At 72.8% G+C, this 14,826-nt stretch carries 14 protein-coding genes; 11 read left to right on the forward strand and 3 right to left on the reverse strand.

The genetic code is table 11. From position 1 onward, the window contains the following. Positions 1–8 precede the first annotated feature (8 nt). The 3 genes from ACFWP2_RS26155 (at position 9) to ACFWP2_RS26165 (ending at position 2,478) form a co-directional block, all read left to right on the forward strand. Complete coding sequence (locus ACFWP2_RS26155) at positions 9–890, forward strand: NAD(P)-dependent oxidoreductase (RefSeq protein WP_380455558.1); 882 nt, start codon at positions 9–11, stop codon at positions 888–890. Between the two features lie 181 nt (positions 891–1,071). Next, positions 1,072–1,782 carry a GntR family transcriptional regulator gene (locus ACFWP2_RS26160; RefSeq protein ID WP_380455560.1) on the forward strand — a complete coding sequence of 237 codons (711 nt, stop codon included), beginning with the start codon at positions 1,072–1,074 and terminating at the stop codon, positions 1,780–1,782. A gap of 99 nt (positions 1,783–1,881) precedes the next feature. After that, entirely contained in the window at positions 1,882–2,478 is a 597-nt protein-coding gene (locus ACFWP2_RS26165) for a Uma2 family endonuclease (RefSeq protein ID WP_380455562.1), read from the forward strand. A 1-nt stretch (position 2,479) separates the two neighbouring features. Here the strand turns inward: ACFWP2_RS26165 and ACFWP2_RS26170 are convergent, their stop codons facing one another. Together ACFWP2_RS26170 and ACFWP2_RS26175 are read right to left on the reverse strand one after the other, a co-directional pair. Beyond that, a complete protein-coding gene (locus tag ACFWP2_RS26170; RefSeq protein WP_380455565.1) occupies positions 2,480–3,163 on the reverse strand; it encodes an ABC transporter ATP-binding protein in 684 nt (227 codons plus the stop codon). A gap of 73 nt (positions 3,164–3,236) precedes the next feature. Continuing rightward, entirely contained in the window at positions 3,237–4,313 is a 1,077-nt protein-coding gene (locus ACFWP2_RS26175; RefSeq protein ID WP_380455567.1) for an ABC transporter permease, read from the reverse strand. 163 nt (positions 4,314–4,476) lie between these two features. Between ACFWP2_RS26175 and ACFWP2_RS26180 the strand changes: the two genes are divergently transcribed. The 3 genes from ACFWP2_RS26180 (at position 4,477) to ACFWP2_RS26190 (ending at position 7,389) form a co-directional block, all read left to right on the forward strand. After that, positions 4,477–5,682 (forward strand): sensor histidine kinase, encoded by a 1,206-nt coding sequence (locus tag ACFWP2_RS26180; RefSeq protein ID WP_380455569.1) that lies wholly within the window; start codon positions 4,477–4,479, stop codon positions 5,680–5,682. Then, a complete protein-coding gene (locus ACFWP2_RS26185) occupies positions 5,679–6,305 on the forward strand; it encodes a response regulator transcription factor (protein WP_049656462.1) in 627 nt (208 codons plus the stop codon). Before ACFWP2_RS26180 ends, ACFWP2_RS26185 begins: the two co-directional genes overlap by 4 nt. A 61-nt stretch (positions 6,306–6,366) precedes the next feature. Next, positions 6,367–7,389: a nitronate monooxygenase gene (locus tag ACFWP2_RS26190; protein ID WP_380455572.1), complete on the forward strand. Its 1,023-nt coding sequence runs from the start codon at positions 6,367–6,369 to the stop codon at positions 7,387–7,389. Between the two features lie 50 nt (positions 7,390–7,439). Here the strand turns inward: ACFWP2_RS26190 and ACFWP2_RS26195 are convergent, their stop codons facing one another. Continuing rightward, the gene (locus ACFWP2_RS26195; protein ID WP_380455574.1) at positions 7,440–8,891 is read right to left on the reverse strand and encodes an aminopeptidase P family protein; all 1,452 of its coding nucleotides are present in this window, start codon (positions 8,889–8,891) and stop codon (positions 7,440–7,442) included. A gap of 163 nt (positions 8,892–9,054) precedes the next feature. Between ACFWP2_RS26195 and ACFWP2_RS26200 the strand changes: the two genes are divergently transcribed. From ACFWP2_RS26200 to ACFWP2_RS26220, 5 genes are read left to right on the forward strand one after another with little or no spacing between them, the layout of a single operon-like run. Then, a complete protein-coding gene (locus tag ACFWP2_RS26200) occupies positions 9,055–10,803 on the forward strand; it encodes an ABC transporter substrate-binding protein (RefSeq protein ID WP_380455577.1) in 1,749 nt (582 codons plus the stop codon). 13 nt (positions 10,804–10,816) lie between these two features. Continuing rightward, positions 10,817–11,779: an ABC transporter permease gene (locus ACFWP2_RS26205; protein WP_380455579.1), complete on the forward strand. Its 963-nt coding sequence runs from the start codon at positions 10,817–10,819 to the stop codon at positions 11,777–11,779. Continuing rightward, complete coding sequence (locus tag ACFWP2_RS26210; RefSeq protein ID WP_380455582.1) at positions 11,776–12,762, forward strand: ABC transporter permease; 987 nt, start codon at positions 11,776–11,778, stop codon at positions 12,760–12,762. The genes ACFWP2_RS26205 and ACFWP2_RS26210 overlap by 4 nt, the downstream gene beginning before the upstream one ends. Further along, on the forward strand, positions 12,762–13,760 hold the full coding sequence (locus tag ACFWP2_RS26215) for an ABC transporter ATP-binding protein (protein WP_380455584.1): 999 nt from the start codon (positions 12,762–12,764) through the stop codon (positions 13,758–13,760). Before ACFWP2_RS26210 ends, ACFWP2_RS26215 begins: the two co-directional genes overlap by 1 nt. Continuing rightward, a complete protein-coding gene (locus tag ACFWP2_RS26220) occupies positions 13,760–14,761 on the forward strand; it encodes an ABC transporter ATP-binding protein (protein WP_380455586.1) in 1,002 nt (333 codons plus the stop codon). Before ACFWP2_RS26215 ends, ACFWP2_RS26220 begins: the two co-directional genes overlap by 1 nt. Positions 14,762–14,826 lie beyond the last annotated feature (65 nt).

A 14,826-nucleotide genomic window follows, 5' to 3' on the forward strand; every position in this document is an offset into this window, starting at 1 on the left:
GAAGACGTATGTCCGTGGAGCAGCAGTCGAAGCGATCCGTGACGGTGATCGGGCTCGGCCCGATGGGGCAGGCCATGGCCGGGGCGTTCCTGGACGCCGGGTACGACGTCACGGTGTGGAACCGCACGGCCGCGCGGGCCGAGGAGCTCGTCGCCCGCGGTGCGCAGGCCGCGCCCAGCGCGGAGGCGGCGGTGGCGGCGAACGAGCTGGTGGTGCTCAGCCTCACCGACTACGACGCGGTGTTCGGGGTCCTGGAGTCGGTCGAGCCGGCGCTGGAGGGGAAGGTGGTCGCGAACCTCAGCTCGGACACCCCGGGGCGGGCCCGCGAGGCCGCCCGCTGGCTGGCCGAGCGCGGCGCCGGACACCTGACCGGCGGGGTGCAGGTGCCGCCGTCGGGCATCGGCAGCCCCGAGTCGTCCACCTTCTACAGCGGCCCGGTCGAGCTGTTCCAGCGGCACCGCGCCGCCCTGGAGGTGCTCACCGGGGTCGACTACCGGGGCGACGACCCCGGACTGGCGCAGCTGTACTACCAGATCCAGATGGACCTGTTCTGGTCCTCGATGGTCGGCTACCTGCACGCCACGGCGATCGCCGAGGCCAACGGCATCTCGGCCGAGGAGTTCCTGCCGTACCTCTCCTCGACCGCCGCCTCGATGGCCGGCTTCCAGGCGTTCTACGCGCCGCGGATCACCGCCGGGGACCACCGCGGCGACGTCGACCGGCTGGCGATGGCGCTGGCGAGCATCGAGCACGTCCGGCACACCGCGGAGGACTCCGGGGTGGACGGCGCCCTGCCGGCCGTCCTGGAGGAGGCGTTCCGGCGGGGCGCGGCGGCCGGGAACGGTGCGGCCAGCCTGACCACCCTGGTGGGCCAGTTCCGCCGGGCGTAGCCCTCCGTGCAGGGTGGAAGGTCGTGTGCCGTCGGCCGTTGTCACGGTCGACGGCCGCTGCCACCATGGCGTTCGGTGTCGCGAGGGGGCACCGTTGCAGGTGTGTGAATCGTCGGCTGTTGCGTACGCAACGTAACGTGACATTGTACGCTGGTGTTCTGCACCCATCCGGAGGAACACCATGGCCGACCTCAAATCCCGCACCCTGATCTCCGTACAGGAGCGGCTTCGCGACCAGGTCGCCCACGCGCTCCGGGCGGCCCTGATCTCCGGCGAACTGCGCCCCGGCGTGGTCTACTCCGCACCCGCGCTCGCCGCCGACTTCGGCGTCTCCGCGACCCCGGTCCGCGAGGCCATGCTCGACCTCGCCCGCGAGGGCCTGGTCGAGGCCGTCCGCAACAAGGGCTTCCGGGTCACCGAGCTCACCGACCGCGACCTCGACGACTACACCGAGATCCGCGCCCTGATCGAGGTCCCGACCGTCGGCCAGGTGGCGCGCACCGCCACCGCGGAACAGCTGGAGCGGCTGCGCCCGCAGGCCGAGGCGATCGTCGCCGCGGCCCGCAAGCACGACCTGATCGGCTACCTGGAGGCCGACCGCCAGTTCCACCTCGACCTCCTCGGGCTGGCCGGCAACACCCGGCTGGTCGAGGTGGTCGGCGACCTGCGCAAGCGCTCGCGGCTGTACGGCCTCAACCGGCTCGACGAGCGCGGCGAGCTGGTCTCCTCGGCCCAGGAGCACCTGGAGCTGCTGGACCTCCTGCTCGCCGGCGACGCCGCGGGCGCCGAGGCCTGCATGATCCGCCACCTCAGCCACGTCCGCTCCCTCTGGGCCGGCGACGAGAAGCCCGCCGACCCGGAGGCTTCTGCCCTGCGGCTCCGGTCCCGGTAGGGCTAAACCACTCCTTCGGGTGAAGCCTGAGGATCGGGCGCTGGAGGCGGGGCCGGTTCTACGATGATGCTCTCGACATCGGCAGTCAGGAGGAACTCCATGTCCGCCGCAGCAGTGGAAGAACCCATGCAGCAGCCGACGCTGCTCGAAGCCGCCGAGCTGATCTCCGAGCAGTTCCCTGGCTACCGGGTCGAGATCATCGGGAGCCAGATCACCGTGACGCCGCCGCCCAACCTCAAGCACGGTCGATCGATCAAGAGGTTTGACCGCCTGTTCGAAGCGGCGGGTCTGGACGGCGGAGAAACCGAAGTCTTCCAGGGCATCGGCATCTGGTTGCCGAACGGCCCGTACGACTTTGCCGTGCCGGACCTAGCGGTCCTCGACGCCGACAGTGACGACCGGATTCTCGAACACGGTTGCTACGACCCGGCGGTCTTCCGTCTCGTACTGGAAGTGACGTCGTCGAATCACCTGGTCGACCTGAAGGTCAAGCCGACGCTGTACGCGGAGGCAGGAGTGCCCGTCTACGTCATCGTCGACCGGACGAACCAGCGCGTGATGGTGCTGACCGACCCGAAGGACGGCGAGTACCGGGTGCACGCCGTCCACCACCCCGGGCAGTCGTTCACTCTGCCGGAGTCGATCGGAGCGTCGGTGACGCTCTCGGTGGACGACGTGCTGACGGCCAAGAAGTAGCTCAGACCGCCGCCGCCGGCAGCGTCAGCTTTCCGTCGTGGACCTCGGCGACCTGGTCGACGGCCGTCAGGTGGGTGCGGTCGTGGGTGACCAGGACGGTGGCGGTGGCCCGGCGGTGGGTGAGGTCGGTGATCAGGTCGAGGACGGCGGCGCCGCGCTCGTGGTCGAGGGCGCTGGTGGGCTCGTCCACCAGGAGCACCGTGGGGTCGTTCATCAGCGCGCGGGCGATGTTGATCCGCTGGCGCTGACCGCCGGAGAGCTGGTGCGGGCGGCGGGCGGCCTGGTCGCGCAGGCCGACGGCGTCCAGGAGTTCCAGGGCCCGGGGCAGGGCGGTGCGCGGGGCGCGGCCGTCCAGGTGGGCCATCACCTGCAGCTGCTCCACCGCGGTGAGCGAGGGCAGCAGGTTGGCCTGCTGGAAGACGATGCCGATCCTGGTGCGGCGCAGTGCGGTGAGTTCCGCCCGGCCGAGGCCCGTGGTGTCGGTGCCGTCGATGACGACCTGCCCGGAGTCCGGGGTGATCAGGGTGGCGGCGACCGCCAGCAGGCTGGACTTGCCGGAGCCGGAGGGGCCGACGACGGCGGTGAGGGAGCCCTTGGGGACGGTCAGCGAGACCTCGTCCAGGGCCGTGAGCCGGCCGTCGCCGTCGGGGTAGGTCAGGGTGATGCGGTCGAGGACAAGACTCATGCGCCCGCCTCCCTTCGCTCGGCGGGGGCATTCGCCCACGCGCACTTCTTGATGGTCACTTCGCTTTGCTCGTTCAACGGGCGCTCCCGAGGGCGGTCAGCGGGTCGACGGAGGTGATCCGGCGGATGGACAGGGCCGCGCCGATCGCGCCGAGGGCGATCATGACGGCGGCGGGCAGCAGGACGGTCGGGGCGTCCAGGACGAACGGGACGGCGGAGCCGATCAGCGCGCCGAACCCGGCCGCGATCGCGGTGCCGACGAGCGTGCCGAGCACCAGCAGCAGGACGGCCTGGCCGAGCGCGTCGCGCAGCAGGTAGCGGGTGGAGGCGCCGAGGGCCTTGAGGACGGCGATGTCGCCGCTGCGCTGGATCGTCCAGACGGTGAAGAACGCGCCGATCACCAGGGCCGAGATGGCGAACAGGAAGCCGCGCATGAGCTGGAGGGAGCCGTTCTCCGAGGTGTAGGAGCCGATCGCGGCGAGCGCGTCGTCGCGGGTGCGGGTCTCGGTGCCGTGGCGGGCGTCGGCGGCGGCCAGGTCGGCGCCCTTCGCGGTGTCGAGGGCGATGACGGTGGCGTGGCCGGTGCCGCCGGGGGCGAACTGCTGCCAGTCGCCGAGGCTGGTCCAGATCACCGGGGTGTGGCTGTACGCGGCGTCGCCCTCGACGGCGGTGACCTTGAGCGGGTGCCCGGCCAGGGTGAACCCGTCGCCGGGGGTGAGGCCGCCGAGGTCCTCCGCGGCGGTCTTGGACAGCACCGCCTGGCCGGGGGCGATCCGGGTGCCCTGCGGGGCGAGCCCGGAGCCGTCCGGGACGCCGAAGGCGGAGAGCGCGGCGGTGCGCTGGCCGGCGGCGGCCTTGGTGGTGGTGATGCCGATCGGCTGGGCGGAGGTGACGCCGGGCTCGCGGGCCCAGGCCTGCCACTGGTCGGGGGTGACCTGGGAGTCGGTGAAGGAGAGCTGCTGGCCGTCGGCCGGCTTGCCGAAGACCAGGTGGTCGGCGGGCAGGCCGGTGATCGCGGAGATGTTCTGCCGACCGAGCCCGGCGGTCAGTCCGGACAGCAGACCGACCAGGACGGTGATCAGCACGATGACGGTTCCCATCAGGGCGAACCGCCCCTTGGCGAACCTCAGGTCCCTCCAGGCGACGAACACGGTGAGCCTTTCTCTGCGCAGGTTCTTTCGACGCTTCCACCGTCCCGGACAGAGGGGCCCCGGGGCATCGCGCCGGGGATTGCATCCTGGGCATCAAAGGGAAGACGCCGAGTTCAACCTTTTGATTGATGCCGTGCCGCGGGCGCCGACTTAGGCTGGACGGATGGCGACCGAACGATCCAGAACCACCCCCGTCGCCCGCGTCCTCCAGGTCTGCCTGCACCTGCTCGTTGCGGGCCTGCTCGCGCTCGCCGTCGCCCGGGCCGTCTTCGTCGAGCGGGGCGGCGATCCGGCCGCCGTCGCCGCCGCGGCCACCGCGATGGCCGCCGTCTACACCGTCGGGCCGCAGCTGGCCGCCGTGCGCCGCTCGCGCCGGGCGGCCGCGCTCTGGCTGGTGCTGCTCGGAGTCACCTGGGCGGGCGTGCTGATCACCACCCAGGACGGGGTCTGGCTGGCGTTCCCGCTGTACTTCCTGGAACTGCACCTGCTGGGGCGGCGCGGCGGGCTGGTGGCCGTCGGACTGACCGCCGCCGCCTCGATCGCCGCCTGGTCCTGGCACCAGCACAGCTTCGGCTTCGCCGCCTCGATCGGGCCCGCGCTCGGCGCGGCCGTCGCCACCGCCACCGTGCTCGGCTACCAGGCGCTGTACCGGGAGAGCGAGGAGCGCCGGCGGCTGATCGACGAACTGACCGCCGCCCGCGCCGACGCCGCCGCCGCGCACCACACGGCCGGTGTGCTGGCCGAGCGGGAGCGGCTCGCCCGGGAGATCCACGACACCCTCGCGCAGAGCCTCACCTCCATCCAACTGCTGCTGCGGGCGGCCCAGCGGGCCCTGCCGGAGCGCACCGAGGCCGCCGCCGGGTACGTCGAGCAGGCGCGGCAGGCCGCCCAGGACAACCTGGACGAGGCCCGGCGGTTCGTCCGGGCGCTCACCCCGCCCGCGCTGGACGGCGATCCGCTGCCGGTCGCGCTGGAGCGGCTGAGCGCGACGACCACTGCGCAGAGCGGACTGCCGGTGAAACTGCACGTCTCCGGCGACCCGGTCCGGCTGTCGGCCGCCCAGGAGGTGGCGCTGCTGCGGATCGCGCAGTCGGCGCTCGGCAACACCGTCCGGCACGCGGGAGCCACCCGGGCCGAGGTGACGCTCAGCTACATGGAGGGTGAGGTGGCACTGGACGTGTACGACGACGGGGCCGGGTTCGACCCGGCGGCGGTCGCCGGCCGCACCGGCGGCGACGGCGGGTTCGGGCTGCCCTCGATGCGGGCCCGGGCGCGGGCGCTCGGCGGCGGGTTCACCGTGGAGTCGGCGCCCGGGGAGGGCACGACGGTGGCGGTGCAGCTGCCGGTCACCCCGGAGGCCGGCCAGTGATCCGGCTGCTCATCGCGGACGACCATCCGGTGGTGCGGGCCGGGCTGCGGGCGGTACTGGAGTGCGAGCCGGACTTCGCCATCGTGGCGGAGGCGGCCACCGCCGAGCGGGCCGTCGAGCTGGCGGCGGAGCCGGGGGTGGACGTGGTGCTGATGGACCTCCAGTTCGGACCGGGCTCGGCGATGAACGGGGCGCAGGCCACCGCGGCGATCACCGCCCGGGCGGGCGCGCCGCGGGTGCTGGTGGTCACCACGTACGACACCGACGCGGACACCCTGCCGGCCCTGGAGGCGGGCGCCACCGGCTACCTGCTGAAGGACGCGCCGCCGGAGGAACTGGCGCAGGCCGTGCGGGCCGCCGCGGCCGGGCGCAGCGCGCTGGCGCCCAGCGTGGCGGACCGGCTGCTGGAGCGGATGCGGACGCCGGCGGCGGCGCTCAGCGCCCGGGAGACCGAGGTGCTGGGGCTGGTCGCGGACGGGCTGACCAACCAGCAGGTCAGCCAGCGGCTGCACCTGAGCCAGGCCACCGTGAAGTCCCATCTGGTGCACATCTACACCAAGTTGGGGGTGGACTCGCGCACGGCGGCGGTGCGCGAGGCACGACGGCTGGGGCTGATCCGCTGAGCGTAGGCTGGGGGTGTTCCGTGCCCGCAGCAGTGTCCCGCAGCAGTGTGAGGAGCGCCCGATGACCGTCCGGCTCGACGAGCTCGCCGTGCCCGTGATCGCCGCCCCGATGGCGGGCGGGCCCACGACGCCCGAACTGGTCGCGGCGGTGAACCGGGCCGGCGGGCTGGGGTTCCTGGCCGCGGGGATGAGGACGGCCGGGGGGATGGCCGAGCAGATCGCCGCGGTGCGGAAGTCGACCGACCGGCCGTACGGGGTGAACCTCTTCGTGCCGGGCCCGCCCGGGGACGGGGCGGCCGTCGCCGCGTACCGGGAGCGGCTGCGGCCCGAGGCCGAGCAGTGGGGCGTGACGCTGCCGGAGGAGATCGCGCCGGACCGGGACGACTGGGAGGCCAAGCTCGCCGCGCTGCTCGCGGACCCGGTGCCGGTGGTCTCGTACACCTTCGGGCTGCCGACGGCCGAGGAGGCGGCGGCGCTGCGGGCCGTCGGCACGACCCAGGTCGCCACCGTCACCACGCCGCGGGAGGCGCGGGCGGCGGAGGCGGTCGGGATGGACGCGCTGTGCGTGCAGGGGCCGGAGGCGGGCGGCCACCGCGGCACCCACCGGGTGGCGGACCGGCCGGGGGAGCTGCCGCTGCTCCGACTGCTGCCCGCCGTACGGGAGGTGACGGGGCTGCCGCTGATCGCCGCGGGCGGGCTCGGCGACGGCCCGGCCGTCGCGGCGGCGCTGCGGGCGGGGGCGGTGGCGGTGCAGCTGGGCACGGCGCTGCTGCGGTCGGACGAGTCGGGCGCCCCGGCCGCCCACCGGGCAGCGCTCGTCGAACTGCCGGAGACGGTCGTCACCCGCGCCTACACCGGCCGCCCGGCCCGCGGCCTGCGCAACGCCTTCATCGACCGCCACGGCCCGTACGCCCCGCCCGCCTACCCCGAGGTCAACCGCCTCACCACCCCCCTGCGCGCCGCCGCCACCCGCCGCGACGACACGTCCGCCATGCACCTCTGGGCCGGCACCGCCCACCTGCTCGCCCGCACCGGCCCGGCGGAGCGGATCGTCACCGACCTCTGGCGGTCGGCCCGCGCGTAGTGAGCCGGGGGAGCGGACGATCAAGGTGGCTTGATCGTCCGCTCCTGGGCTCAGGAGAGCAGGGTGGCCATCCAGGACTCGACGTCGGCGGCGGCGCGGGGGAGGGCGTTCGACATCAGGTGGGCGCCGTCGGCGGTGATGACGAGGTCGTCCTCGATGCGGATGCCGAGGCCGCGGAGTTCGGCGGGGAGGGTCTCGTCGTCGGGCTGGAGGTAGAGGCCGGGTTCGACGGTGAGGACCATGCCCTCCTCCAGGGTGCCGTCGAGGTAGCGGTCGGCGCGGGACTTGGCGCAGTCGTGGTAGTCGAGGCCGAGCATGTGGCCGCTGCCGCAGAGGGTGTAGCGGCGGTAGAGGCCGTTCTCCTCGGCGAGGGCCTCCTCGGCGGAGACGGGCAGGACGCCCCAGTCGGCGAGGCCCTCGGCGATGACCCGCATGGCGGCGCGGTGGAAGTCGCGGAACCGCGCGCCCGGGCGCAGGGTGGCGATGCCGGCGCTCTGGGCGGCGAGGACGAGGTCGTAGGCCTGGCGCTGGACGGGGGTGAAGGTGCCGCTGAGCGGGAGGGTGCGGGTGATGTCGGCGGCGTAGAGGGTGTCGGTCTCGACGCCGGCGTCCAGCAGCAGCAGGGAGTTCGGGTCGAGGGCGCCGTCGTTGCGGATCCAGTGCAGCACGCAGGCGTGGGCGCCGGAGGCGGCGATGGTGGTGTAGGAGGTGCCGTTGCCCTCGGCGCGGGCGCGCAGGTCGAAGACGCCCTCGATCCAGCGCTCGCCGCGGTGGTGGCGCAGCGCGGTGGGCAGGGCGCGGACGACGTCCTCGAAGCCGGTGGTGGTGTGGTCGACGGCCAGTTGCAGCTGCCCGATCTCCCACTGGTCCTTGACCAGGCGCAACTCGGAGAGGACGGCGGCCAGTTCGCCGTCCCGGTGGTCGGCGGACGGCCGCCCGGTGGCCTCGTCGACCAGTGGGTCGGTGCCGGCCAGGACCCGGGTGGGCGGCTGCGGGCCGGTGAGCAGCTTTCCGAGGTCGTCGAGGTGTTCGGTGCGCACCCCGGTGAGTCGGGCCGCTTCGGCGAGGTCGGGGCGGGAGCCGACCCAGAACTCGCCGTAGCGGCGGTCGCGGTAGAACTCGCCGCCGTCGCGCGGGGAGCGCGGGCGCAGGTAGAGCACCGGCTCGTGGCCTTCGGGGCCGGCCGGTTCGAGGACGAGGACGTGGTCGGCCTGGTCCTCGCCGGTGAGGCCGGTGAGCCAGACGTACGCGCTGTGCGGGCGGAAGCGGTAGTCGAGGTCGTTGCAGCGGACCTTGAGGCGGCCGGCCGGGATGATCAGCCGTTCGCCGGGGAAGGCGGCGGAGAGCCGGGCGCGGCGGCCGGGGAAGCGGTCGTAGCCGGGGACCCGCCGGTCGGCGGGGAGCGGGGTGGCGGCCCAGCTGGTGGCCATGAACGAGGCGAGGGCGGGGGAGACCGGGAGGTCGTGGCTGCCGGTGTTGAGGCCGGTCGGGGGAAGGGTCACCGGTGAACTCCTAGGCGGGGCTGGGGAGATGCGGGGCACGGACACAGCTCGGTAACGGGTGGCGTCACCTCTTGTGCAGTGCAATTTCACATTACTATGTTACGGGTCACACAGCGCAGCGGCCAGATCAGGCGGATCGGGCCCCCCACAGCGGAGTTGCAACATGACCAGGCGCACCCACGCCGCCCTCGCGGCGGCCCTCGCGGCGACCCTCACCCTCGGCCTCGGGGCCTGCTCGAACGACAAGAGCGACAGCGGCACCGAGGCGGCCCCCTCCGACAGCAAGGGCCCGGGCGCGGCGTCCGGCTCGATCATCGGCGGCACCCCCGTCAAGGGCGGCACCCTCACGGTCCTGACCAACCAGGACTTCGCGCACCTCGACCCGGCCCGCAACTGGGTGGTGCCGCACATGGACTTCGGCACCCGGCTGCTCTACCGGACGCTGACCACCTTCAAGTCCGAGCCCGGCGCGGCCGGCAGCGAGATCGTCCCGGACCTCGCCACCGACCTCGGCAAGTCCGCCGAGGGCGGCAAGGTGTGGACCTTCACCCTCAAGGACGGCCTCAAGTACGAGGACGGCACGCCGATCAAGTCCGCCGACATCAAGTACAACGTCGAGCGGTCCTACTCCCCGGACCTCACCGGCGGCCCCGACTACGCGATCCAGTACCTGGCCGGCGGCGAGAACTACAAGGGCCCGCTGAACGGCGAGCACCTGGCGAGCATCGAGACCCCGGACGACAAGACGATCGTCTTCCACCTGAAGCGCCCGGTCGCCGAGTTCTCCTCCACCGTCTCGCTGCCGACCTTCGCCCCGGTGCCGCAGTCCCAGGAGAAGGGCACCCAGTACGACGCCCGGCCGTTCTCCTCCGGCCCGTACAAGATCGAGACCTACGACCGCGGCAAGCAGCTGGTGCTGGTCCGCAACACCAACTGGGACCCGGCCACCGACACCGTCCGCAAGGCGTACCCGGACAAGGTCGTCGTCACCCAGGGCATCAAGGGCGGCCAGGCCGACGACCGGATCATCGCCAGCGACGGCGCCGACGCCAACGCGATCAACATGCCGTGGATGCAGCACGAGACCGTCGCCAAGGTGCTGCCCAAGCCGGACGTCAAGTCCCGGATGGCCGCCGAGGTCACCGGCTGCACCGACATGCTGTACCTGAACACCGCCAAGGCCCCCTTCGACGACCCGAAGGTGCGCGAGGCGATGATGTGGGCGGTCGACCGCGACGCGCAGGTGACGGCCTTCGGCGGCCCGGCGATGGCCGACGTGGCGACCTCCTACCTGCCGCCCTCGCTGACCGCCGGCGTCAAGTCCGACCCGCTGAAGATCCCGGCCACCGGGGACCAGGAGAAGGCCAAGAAGCTGCTCCAGGAGGCCGGCAAGACCGACCTCAAGGTCTCGCTCACCGTCTCGCTCGGCGACAAGACCCGCGCCGAGGCGATCCAGCAGTCGCTGTCCAAGGCCGGCGTCCAGGTCACCATCAACACCACCGACCCGTCCGCCTTCGCCGACACCATCGGCGACACCAAGAACGCCCCCGAACTCACCATCAACGGCTGGTGTCCCGACTACCCCTCCGGTGCGACCTTCCTGCCGTTCCAGTTCGACGGCCGCACCATCAAGGAGAAGGGCAACCAGGGCAACTTCAGCCAGTTCAAGGACCAGGCCACGATGGACCGGATGGACCAGATCGCGGCCATGACGGACGTCGGCGAGGCCGACAAGGCCTGGCAGCAGCTGGACCAGGACCTGGCGAAGAAGGCCCCGGCCGTCCCGCTGATCTGGCAGCGCCGCCCCCTGCTGGTCGGCTCCAACGTGGCCGGCGCGTTCGGCAACCAGGGCTACGCCGGCATGCTCGACCTGGGTGCCATCGGCCTCAAGGACCCCGCCAAGGGCAAGTGAGGGGCCGGCAGCGATGAGTACCACCACTGAGCCTCCCGTCGTGGCCGACGCCACGGCGGGGGGCACCAAGAAGAGTGCCGGGCGCGGGCCCTGGCGGCTGGTCTGGGACCAGCTGTGGGCCAAGGGCTCGGCCCGGTTCGGACTGATCACCGTCGGCGTGCTGCTGCTGGCCGCCGCGCTGGCCGGCCCGCTCAGCGCGCTCGGCGGCTGGACCCCCGAGGAGTTCGACAAGCGCGCCATCGACCCGTACCTGGGCGGCGTGCCCCGGGGCGACTTCGGCGGCATCAGCGCCCGGCACTGGCTCGGCGTCGAGCCGGGCACCGGCCGCGACCTGTTCGCCCGGGTGCTGCACGGCGGGCAGGTCTCCCTGCTGATCGCGTTCACCGCGACCGCCGTCGTCGTGCTCGCCGGCACCCTGGCCGGCATCGCGGCGGGCTACTTCGGAGGCCGCGTCGACACCCTGCTGTCCCGGCTGATGGACCTCACGATGTCCTTCCCGTCGCTGATCTTCATGATCGCGATGATGTCGGTGGCCAAGGACGTCAACCGGATCCTGCTGATCACCCTGGTGATCGGGCTGTTCACCTGGCCCGGCATCGCCCGGGTGGTGCGCGGCCAGACCCTCTCGCTCAAGCACCGCGAGTACGTCGAGGCCGCCAAGGTCGGCGGGGCGCGCTCCTGGCGCATCCTCACCCGCGAGATCCTGCCGAACGTCTCCGGCCCGATCATCGCCTACACCACCCTGCTCATCCCCGGCATGATCGCCACCGAGGCCGCGCTCAGCTACCTCGGCGTGGGGGTCCGCCCGCCGACGGCGTCCTGGGGCCAGATGATCGCCGAGAGCATCGTGCACTACGAGACCGACCCGACCTACTTCCTGATCCCGACCGCCTTCCTGTTCGTCGCCGTGCTCGCCTTCACCCTGCTCGGCGACGCGCTGCGCGACATCCTCGACCCCCGGGGAGGCCGGTCGTGATCCTCTACCTCGGCCGCCGGCTGCTCGGCGTGGTGGGCATCCTGCTCGCCATCTGCGCCATCACCTTCACCATCTTCTACCTGCTGCCCAACGACCCGGCCGCGGCCGCCTGCGGCAAGACCTGCAGCCCCGAGCGGCTCGCCGACGTCAAGGCCGCGATGGGCCTGGACAAGCCGGTCTGGGACCAGTTCCTCGCCTACCTCGGCGGCATCTTCGCCGGCCGCGACTACGGCTCCGGCCCCAGCGCGGTGCACTGCGGCTTCCCCTGCCTCGGCTACTCCTACGAGTACGGGCTGCCGGTCTGGGACCTGCTCACCGACCGCCTTCCGGTCTCCATCTCGCTGGCCCTCGGCGCGGCCGTGCTCTGGCTGGTCCTCGGCCTCGGCGCGGGCGTCACCTCGGCGCTGCGCAAGGGCAGGCCGATCGACAAGACGCTGATGGTGCTGTCCGTCGGCACCGCCTCGCTGCCGGTCTACTTCACCTCGATCATGCTGATCTGGGGCGTCGTCAGGACGGCCGGCCTGCTGCCCTACCCCTCGTACCACAAGTTCACCGAGAACCCCCTGGAGTGGGGCTCCAACCTGCTGCTGCCGTGGATCGCGCTGGCCCTGCTGTACGCCGCCATGTACGCCCGGCAGAGCCGCAACTCGATGATCGAGGCGATGGCCGAACCGTACATCCGCACCGCCCGGGCCAAGGGCCTGCCGCCGCTGACGGTCACCGTCAAGCACGGGCTGCGCTCCGGGATGACGCCGATCCTGACCATCTTCGGGATGGACCTCGGCGGCCTGCTGGCCGGCGCGGTGATCACCGAGTCGATCTTCGGTCTGCCCGGTGTGGGCCGGCTGTTCTACGACGGCCTGGGCCGCTCCGACCAGCCCGTCATCCTCGGCGTCACCCTGCTCGCGGCCTTCTTCATCGTCGCGGCGAACCTGCTGGTCGACCTGCTCTACGCGTTCGTCGACCCGAGAGTGAGGTACTGATGACCGGACTGTTGGAGGTCGAGGACCTCAAGGTCGCCTTCGACACCCCGCGCGGCACCGTCCGGGCGGTGGACGGGATCTCCTTCACCGTCGAGGCCGGGCGCACGCTCGGGCTGGTCGGCGAGTCGGGCAGCGGCAAGTCCGTCACCTCGCTCGCCGTCATGGGCCTGCACCGCGGCGCGGCCGTCACCGGCTCGATCCGGCTGAACGGCCAGGAGCTGAACGGGCTCGGGGAGAAGGAACTGGGCACCGTCCGGGGCCGCCGGATCGCGATGATCTTCCAGGACCCGCTGTCCAGCCTGCACCCCTTCTACACGGTCGGCGAGCAGATCGCCGAGCACTACCGGGTGCACTTCAAGGCGAACCGCAAGGCCGGGAAGGCCAAGGCGGTGGAGATGCTGGCCGAGGTCGGCATCCCGGAGCCGTCCCGCCGGGTCGACGAGTACCCGCACCAGTTCTCCGGCGGCATGCGCCAGCGCGTCATGATCGCCATGGCGCTCGCCTGCGAGCCCGAGCTGCTGATCGCCGACGAGCCCACCACGGCTCTCGACGTCACGGTCCAGGCGCAGATCCTCGACCTGATCGCCCGGATCCAGCAGGAGCGCGGCCTCGGCGTCGTGATGATCACCCACGACCTGGGCGTGGTCGCCCGGGTCGCCCACGAGGTGCTGGTGATGTACGGCGGCCGGGCCGCCGAACAGGCCCCGGTGGACCGGCTGTTCAGCCAGCCCGCGCACCCGTACACGCGCGGCCTGCTGGACTCGCTGCCGCGCCTGGACGACACCGACGACGCCCCGCTGCGGGCCATCCCCGGCAGCCCGCCGTCGCTGATCGCCCCCGCCCCCGGCTGCTCCTTCGCCCCGCGCTGCGCCCGCACCACCGCGGCGTCCGCCGAGGAGCACGCCCGCTGTCTGGCCGAGCGCCCCGTGCTCGACCGGCTCGCCGCCGGCCACCAGGCCGCCTGCCACCTGCCGCTGGTGCCGGAAGGGGTGCTGTGATGACCACGCCGTCGACGAAGGGCGCGGCCGGGCCGCTGCTCTCGGTACGGGACCTGGTGAAGACCTTCCCCGGCCGGCGCGGCCGCACAGGCCGGCCCGGGGCACCGATCCGGGCGGTGGACGGGGTGAGCTTCGACGTCGGCGCGGGCGAGACCCTCGGCCTGGTCGGCGAGTCCGGCTGCGGCAAGTCCACCACCGGGCGGATGATCGTCCGGCTGCTCGACCCGACCTCGGGCACCGTCACCTTCGACGGCACCGAGATCGGCGGGCTCTCCCAGGCCCAGCTGCGGCCGCACCGGCGCGACCTCCAGATGGTCTTCCAGGACCCGTACTCCTCGCTCAACCCCCGGCAGACGGTCGCCCGGATCATCTCCGAGCCGCTGCTGGTCCAGGGCCGGAGCTCGACGGACGCGCGCAAGCGGGCCGCCGAGCTGATGGAGCTGGTCGGGCTGATCCCCGAGCACCTGGACCGCTACCCGCACGAGTTCTCCGGCGGCCAGGCCCAGCGCATCGGCATCGCCCGCTCGCTGGCCACCTCGCCCCGGCTGGTGATCGCCGACGAGCCGGTCTCCGCGCTGGACGTCTCCATCCAGGCCCAGGTGGTCAACCTGATGGAGCGGCTCCAGCAGGAGCTGGGGCTGGCGTACGTGTTCATCGCGCACGACCTCTCGGTGGTCAAGCGGGTCTGCGACCGGGTCGCGGTGATGTACCTGGGCCGGATCGTGGAGATCGGCGACAAGGCCGAGGTGTACGGCAACCCCGCGCACCCGTACACCAGGGCGCTGCTGTCCGCCGTCCCGCTGCCGGACCCGCAGGCGGAGCGCGAACGGGAGCGGATCGTGCTGCTCGGCGACCCGCCGAGCCCGGCCGACCCGCCGCCCGGCTGCACCTTCCACCCGCGCTGCCCCAAGGCCCAGGACCTCTGCCGCACCGAGCGGCCGCTGCTGAGGATCGCCGGGCCCGGCGAGCGGCAGGCGGCCTGCCACTTCCCGGAGGCCTGAGGCCGCACAAGCCCCCGGTCGGACGCGGCGGGGAACCCTGCGAGGGCCGCGTCCGGCCGGGTTCC

The organism is Kitasatospora sp. NPDC058444, assembly GCF_042721415.1.
Lineage (GTDB): Bacteria > Actinomycetota > Actinomycetes > Streptomycetales > Streptomycetaceae > Kitasatospora.

What these genes read in the sequence shown, in the direction of transcription:
- ACFWP2_RS26180 (WP_380455569.1), top strand. Translation starts at nt 4,477, where the DNA reads ATGGCGACCGAACGATCCAGAACCACCCCCGTCGCCCGCGTCCTCCAG.
- ACFWP2_RS26165 (WP_380455562.1), top strand. Translation starts at nt 1,882, where the DNA reads ATGTCCGCCGCAGCAGTGGAAGAACCCATGCAGCAGCCGACGCTGCTC.
- ACFWP2_RS26155 (WP_380455558.1), top strand. Translation starts at nt 9, where the DNA reads ATGTCCGTGGAGCAGCAGTCGAAGCGATCCGTGACGGTGATCGGGCTC.
- ACFWP2_RS26160 (WP_380455560.1), top strand. Translation starts at nt 1,072, where the DNA reads ATGGCCGACCTCAAATCCCGCACCCTGATCTCCGTACAGGAGCGGCTT.
- ACFWP2_RS26205 (WP_380455579.1), top strand. Translation starts at nt 10,817, where the DNA reads ATGAGTACCACCACTGAGCCTCCCGTCGTGGCCGACGCCACGGCGGGG.
- ACFWP2_RS26190 (WP_380455572.1), top strand. Translation starts at nt 6,367, where the DNA reads ATGACCGTCCGGCTCGACGAGCTCGCCGTGCCCGTGATCGCCGCCCCG.
- ACFWP2_RS26200 (WP_380455577.1), top strand. Translation starts at nt 9,055, where the DNA reads ATGACCAGGCGCACCCACGCCGCCCTCGCGGCGGCCCTCGCGGCGACC.
- ACFWP2_RS26170 (WP_380455565.1), bottom strand. Translation starts at nt 3,163, where the DNA reads ATGAGTCTTGTCCTCGACCGCATCACCCTGACCTACCCCGACGGCGAC.
- ACFWP2_RS26220 (WP_380455586.1), top strand. Translation starts at nt 13,760, where the DNA reads ATGACCACGCCGTCGACGAAGGGCGCGGCCGGGCCGCTGCTCTCGGTA.
- ACFWP2_RS26215 (WP_380455584.1), top strand. Translation starts at nt 12,762, where the DNA reads ATGACCGGACTGTTGGAGGTCGAGGACCTCAAGGTCGCCTTCGACACC.